Below are 6,160 nucleotides of genomic sequence, written 5' to 3' on the forward strand. Positions count from 1 at the left end.
GTCATTCCCAGGAATTAATTCCTTTTTCTAGTAAAATTTCCAGCATTCACCCATCATTATCCATTATGATGGAGATATGATAGACAGAGCACACTTTGGAAATACAGGCCACAATAGCAGTAGAACCCTTTTTGGGGCTGCATCCTTTGCGACGGTAGGACAGGCGGAAGCGGACAGCATAATGGAGCTTCTACTTGAATTTAAGATCAATCACATCGACACCGCCGCCAGCTATGGAGAGGCCGAAAAGCGTCTTGGCCCCTGGATCGCCCCTCATAGGGATAAATTTTTCCTGGCAACTAAAACGGAAGAAAGAAGCTATGAAGGAGCCATGAAGTCTATTGAAAATTCAAGAAGGCTCCTTGATACAGACGTCATCGATCTCCTTCAGATGCATGTGCTTGTGGATGAAAAGGGATGGCAGACAGCCATGAGTCCGGGTGGAGCCCTGGAAGCCTTTATTGAAGCCAAAGAGAAAGGATGGGTCAGATTCCTGGGCGTGACAGGCCATGGAGTTCAGGCGGCAGATTTTCATATGCGCAGCCTGGAACAGTATCCTTTTGACTCTGTTCTTCTTCCCTGGAATTATCCAATGAGCCTGAATGAACAGTACAAAGCATCTTTTGAAAAATTAGCTGAAATATGCAGAGAAAAAAAGATTGCCCTCCAGACCATCAAGTCAAGCTGCAGACGCCCCTGGCCGGAGGGAATCAAAACCAGAGACACCTGGTACCAGCCTATCGAAGAACAGGAAGATATTAACAAAGCGGTTGCCTATATACTTTCTAATCCTCAATTCTTTTTAAATACTGTGGGAGATATTCATGTGCTGCCCAGGGTTCTTAAAGCGGCAGATGATTTCTGTTCCGGAAAATTGAAAACACCAAACCTCCCAGAGATGCAGGAAATGAGTAAAAGACTGGATATGACTCCCTTATTTCACTAAGGAAGAGAGTCCGGTCTTTATAAATGGTTTACTTCTCTTCGGGATCACTTCCAGTAATCGGAAGTACCACAGGCTCTGAGGATTTCAGCAAAATAGAGGGTATGGTAATCTTTGAGGGGATAGTTAATCTCCAGTGACTCATCCTTGAAACACTCGGGTTTGATGGTATCCCGGTACATGGTCCTGCATTCCAGGATCAGTTCAGCTTCTGAAAAAGCGGGAGCCTTCACCGACAGAGAAGCCAGGGGAGTCAGACCGGATTCTGCAATTTTATCTTTAAAGCGCCCCGATTCAGACCCCATCAGACTCATGGTATTTCGAAACCCTTCAGGAAGTACTGAAAGTGTAAAATCGGGATATTTTTCTATGAATTCATAGGTATATCGTCCCGGACGGACAACAACCTGAACAAAGGGTTTCTTCCACATAACCCCCATGCTGCCCCATGCAACGGTCATGGAATTGTAATGGCCCTGTTCATAATCTCCCGATGTCAGAAGGAGCCATTGCTCTTTCCAGAGGGTTGTTGAGTTGACCCGTAAGTCATTTGCATCGATTTCTTCTCTTGTCATCCTTCAATCCTTAAATATTCAAATTTCTAAAGCGGACATTTATCGTCCAGAGATTCATGGGTGAATTTTTTTTCTCCCGAAGAAAACTGTGACACAAGTTGACCGCTGCCCAAAAGCTTGTACTTATAGATCATCAAACCTTCCATGCCTACAGGACCCCGGGCATGGATTTTACTGGTACTGATACCAATTTCGGCACCGAAACCGTAGCGGAACCCGTCACTGAAACGGGTGGAACAGTTCCACAGGACACTGGAGGCATCTACACGGGACATAAAGACAGAGGCCGTCTTCTTGGCTTCTGTCAGTATAGCATCGGTGTGACCTGAACCATAGTAATTGATATGCTCTATAGCCTCATCCAATGAATTCACAATTTTGATGGAGAGTTTATAATCCACGTACTCGGTTGCCCAGTCAATCTCTGTGGCAGGAACAATGTCGATGATTTCCCGGCATCGGTCACAACCGACAAGGTCTACCTTCTGTTCTTCCAGGGCCTTTTTTAAACCGGGAAGAACCCGGGATGCAATGTCCTGATGAACCAGAAGGGTTTCCACGGTATTACAGGCAGCTACATACTGAGTTTTCGAATCCACAACAATGGGAATCACCATGGCAGTATCCGCATCCTCATGGATATAGATATGGCATATGCCATCGGAATGACCCAGTACAGGGATGCTGGAGTGTTCCATGATGTACTTCACAAAGGCATTAGACCCCCGGGGGATCAGTAGATCGATATACTCATTCATGCTGAACATTTCATTGACATCGTCCCGGGTTTGCACCAACTGTATCCATCCGTAAGGGAGACCGGCGGCTACTGTCGATTCATTGATGATCCGGGTGAGGATTCGGTTTGTTTCAGACGCCTCCGAGCCGCCCTTAAGGAGAAGGGCATTCCCGCTTTTGAGGCAGAGAGAGGAGATTTGAACAAGCGCATCCGGTCGGGATTCAAAGATGATCCCGGTGACACCGATGGGGCAGCTGATACGGTATAGTTCAAGCCCGGGCTCCAGCTGTGTAGCCATCAGGGTTTCTCCTACCGGATCGGGCATTGAGATCAAGCTTCTGACCCCTTCGATGACCTGAGAAATCTTTTCTGAATCGAATTTGAGTCTCTTCAAGAGTGGTCCGGCCAGATTCTCCTTCACACTCCGCTCGTAGTCTTCCTGATTGGCCCGGATGATGTCATCCTTGTTGGATTCCAGGGCTGAAGCCATGGCTTCCAAAGCCCTATTTTTTATTTCAGAGCTCAGAGTTGCCAGTGTAAAGGAGGCTTTCCGAGCCTCTTTTGCTCTTTCCAATATTGTCATAGCTCTCTCCCCTTCATGCAAATGCCTTCCTCTGGTTTAGCATAAACAGCTGCTTTTTTCAACGAGGCTTACGAGGCGTGCTCTCTGATCCTCTGAAGAATACTGTTCATAATTTTATTGAGTTCAACAAAGTTTTCAGCCCTCCTTATCTCCCCTGTCAGAAGCTGAATCAGTAGGATCGGGAATGATAGTTTTCACAATGAATCCCATGACTATCGTACCGATCAGTCCGAGGGCCAGGAGAGTCATTCTAAAATGTAAATGGGAAATCCTATAGAAAGACAGGGAAATCATGGTCCACATCACAAGGATACTCAGGAGTTTCACCCGCAGACTCATCCCTTTCTCTCTCTCGTACTGACGGAGGTACTTTCCGAAGACCCTATGTCTCACGAGCCTTAAATAGAGGGTTTCAGAACTTCTGAGAAAGAGTCCTGCCGAAAGAAGTATAAAGGGTGTGGTGGGCAGGCCCGGTAGAATGATTCCCAGACCTCCCAGACCTAAGGACAGAAAACCCAGAAAAATGAGTAGAACTTTAACCAAGACGCACCCCCTGCTCCCAGTATAATCATTTTTTATATGCCCTGTCTTTTTCTTATGTGTTTGAAAAAATATGTTTATAGGCATCCTGATGATGACTCTTGGAAAAGTCTGTCAGACTGTAGGCAAAATCCTTAAAAAAGAGTCTATTAAGCCGCTTCCTGTCCACTTCTTCTTTCAGAATATTCAGGGCATCCAGAGGCTTCATGGAGTTCCTATACATCCTGTCATCATTGGTTATGGCTTCATAGGAGTCTATGATTGCCAGAATCTGTCCAATCTCAGAAATGCTGCTCTTTCCATGGGGGTATCCATTACCATCCAGTTTTTCATGGTGTTCCAGGGCTCCCGGAATGGCAATATGCACAGAAGGGTCATTAGACTGGAGAATCTCAGCCCCCAGTAGAGTATGACTCTTCATAATCGAAAACTCATAGTCAGTCAATTGCCGGGGAGACTTTAGAATATCGGTGGGGATTTCTGTTTTTCCTATATCATGAAACAGAGCGGTCAAACCATACTCTACAGTCTTTTCCAAACTCTTTTTAGTATAAAAACAATACCCCACAGTCAAGGCCATGACATTGATGGAATGAATCGTTGTTGTGTAGTCAGAGGGAGAGATTTTAGATAGATTTTTGATGACATCCGGCTGCTTGGAATAATTATCGACAACGACTTCGATTGTATCGGGAATGACTTCCAATCCACCTGAACGAGGTTCATGGAGAGTCTCATCAATAATATTAATCAGATCTTCCTTCACCTTCCCTATACCCTCTTCCATACTCTGATCGAGATTGGAACTGAAACCCTTCTGAACCTGTCTCAGGCATTTGCTCTTATCTTCGGGGCGGATATACAGATCCCCGGTATAGGGTTTATCCTTGAGGAGGTGATCGGTAATATTCATACCCGATGACTTATATAAAAGAACATTGCCGGAAGTTTTGTTCTGGTAGTAGAGGTCAATTTCATCATAGTATTTCAGATTAGATTTTCTAACCGGAATCCATTGTTCGCGCTTAATCGATATCATTCAATTTTACCTGATTATTCAAATATTTTTAATTGATTCTTAAATCTACACTAAACCTGTTTGTTTATCCAATAAATACCACTGTTTCTATTCATAAGTTATTTACTCATGTTTTTCAGGATGGGAGTCCTGAGGTTCCACTGTTTCTATCTGGTTTTGATTCAGAGATTCAGAAATAGTCTCCGTCAGGATCTCATCCATTCTCTCTTCCCTGATATGATTGAATAAACCGGCATAAAATCCACTGCTCAGGAACATATAGAATCCAAGAAGAAAACCTGAAAAGATATTGAAGGCCTCATTATCCACAAGGTAGAGGATTACAAAATTCAATGCGAGAGGTAGAAAACTGCAGACTCCGAATACAGCCAGGACTTTCTTTCTATTGAGTTCAAAAAGAATCCGGCTGAAAGAAGTAGCCCTGAAGTTTCTTGCCCCTTTCATCAGATAAAAATTGATAGATGAATAGTAGCGAATCAAGGATAGAAATCCAGTCAGCAGGATCACAGGCATAACAATGAGAAGCTGGGTCATAGGGGCCATATTCAGGGTGCTCAGAAAAACTGAGATTAAGGCAGCCGCCAGGACTCCCATCACCATAAGGGGAATCATCCGTAAGAACATAGCGAATGTCGTAGTGAGATAATAGGGTAATTTTTTAAAAGCCGAAGCAACAAGGCTGTTATAATCATCACAGTCCTTTTGTTTGACCAGCAGAACCAGGGCAATATTCGGAATGGTACCCAGAAGATTTAGAATGAGCATGATAGGAATAACCCCGGCATTGCCGCTATTGAGATGCCTCATCATATCTCCTGACCGCATCAGGATAAAAATATTGGTGGGAATATAAAAAATGGCCCATATAAGAGACATATAGAATATATGAGGCCTGATAATGTCCCAGGTTGAAGTAAATATTTCCTTTACATCTGACTCGACTAAAAAGGCTTTATTGTAAATTTTCATACTTTTTTATACCACAATTACTGTCTTTGGAACATAGTTCATCCCGACGGGGCGGCTGGATCACTTCCTGACGGGGATGGTAAACTGATCGCTCTGGAAGTCTTCTCCCCCGAACCAGAGGTCGATCTTGATCCCAGAGTCGGATTGAACCACATCACAATGTTTGACCTGCCAGCCCAGTAGATCCAGCCTGGCCGAACCAAGCATATCATGACCTGTCATGGCACCGTAATATCCTGCCAGCTCCGGTCGTTTGCGGCTATTCAGGGCCTTTCTCATTGAGTCAAGTTCTTCTTCGTTATGCTTATTGTCATCCAAAATACAAAGATGAAGTCCATCTTTCTCCTGATGTAGGGATACAACCAGCCGCATGGGATCGTCATCCAGCAGATAATTTGAGATTTCACCAATTAAATTCAAAATCAGATCTTTTCGTTTCATATATACAAAGCTCCCCTACATTTCATCTTTATTACTGCGATACCATTGAATGACGGCAACCAGGGCAGCCGCCGTAAGCCCACCGGCAAAACCATTGTTGTATAGATTCATGCCGCCCTGCCAGCTCCCGGTCTGGCTGACCAGAACGAAATGAATAAACCCTGCCAGGAATCCGGCAAAATACCCGAATTGCCCTGCCAGAGGGCCCAGGGTCGTACTGAACAAAAGAGCCAGGATGTGTCCCGGATCTGAAAGGGGTTTTTATAAAACAAGGCCCTATGTAGGTGTCGAAATTCCGCTAAATGTGGATGTAGAGGGAATCCTCCTCAAC

At 44.5% G+C, this 6,160-nt stretch carries 8 protein-coding genes; 1 reads left to right on the forward strand and 7 read right to left on the reverse strand.

Annotated features, from left to right (window positions below; genetic code table 11):
* Positions 1–76 precede the first annotated feature (76 nt).
* Entirely contained in the window at positions 77–946 is an 870-nt protein-coding gene (locus tag PF479_RS12435; RefSeq protein WP_298007029.1) for an aldo/keto reductase, read from the forward strand.
* Positions 947–990: 44 nt separating this feature from the next.
* Here the strand turns inward: PF479_RS12435 and PF479_RS12440 are convergent, their stop codons facing one another.
* The 7 genes from PF479_RS12440 to PF479_RS12470 form a co-directional block, all read right to left on the reverse strand.
* Complete coding sequence (locus tag PF479_RS12440) at positions 991–1,518, reverse strand: flavin reductase (protein ID WP_298007032.1); 528 nt, start codon at positions 1,516–1,518, stop codon at positions 991–993.
* 26 nt (positions 1,519–1,544) lie between these two features.
* Positions 1,545–2,840 carry a glutamate-5-semialdehyde dehydrogenase gene (locus tag PF479_RS12445; protein WP_298007035.1) on the reverse strand — a complete coding sequence of 432 codons (1,296 nt, stop codon included), beginning with the start codon at positions 2,838–2,840 and terminating at the stop codon, positions 1,545–1,547.
* Positions 2,841–2,975: 135 nt separating this feature from the next.
* Positions 2,976–3,383, reverse strand: coding sequence for a YbaN family protein (locus PF479_RS12450; RefSeq protein WP_298007037.1), 408 nt, complete (start codon positions 3,381–3,383; stop codon positions 2,976–2,978).
* Between the two features lie 52 nt (positions 3,384–3,435).
* Complete coding sequence (locus tag PF479_RS12455) at positions 3,436–4,419, reverse strand: HD domain-containing phosphohydrolase (RefSeq protein ID WP_298007042.1); 984 nt, start codon at positions 4,417–4,419, stop codon at positions 3,436–3,438.
* 102 nt (positions 4,420–4,521) lie between these two features.
* Complete coding sequence (locus PF479_RS12460; protein ID WP_298007045.1) at positions 4,522–5,388, reverse strand: hypothetical protein; 867 nt, start codon at positions 5,386–5,388, stop codon at positions 4,522–4,524.
* 60 nt (positions 5,389–5,448) lie between these two features.
* Positions 5,449–5,829 (reverse strand): hypothetical protein, encoded by a 381-nt coding sequence (locus PF479_RS12465; protein WP_298007048.1) that lies wholly within the window; start codon positions 5,827–5,829, stop codon positions 5,449–5,451.
* Between the two features lie 15 nt (positions 5,830–5,844).
* Entirely contained in the window at positions 5,845–6,066 is a 222-nt protein-coding gene (locus tag PF479_RS12470) for a DUF1576 domain-containing protein (protein ID WP_298007051.1), read from the reverse strand.
* Between the last annotated feature and the right edge of the window lie 94 nt (positions 6,067–6,160).

The sequence above is a fragment of the Oceanispirochaeta sp. genome (genome assembly GCF_027859075.1).
Classification (GTDB): domain Bacteria; phylum Spirochaetota; class Spirochaetia; order DSM-2461; family DSM-2461; genus Oceanispirochaeta.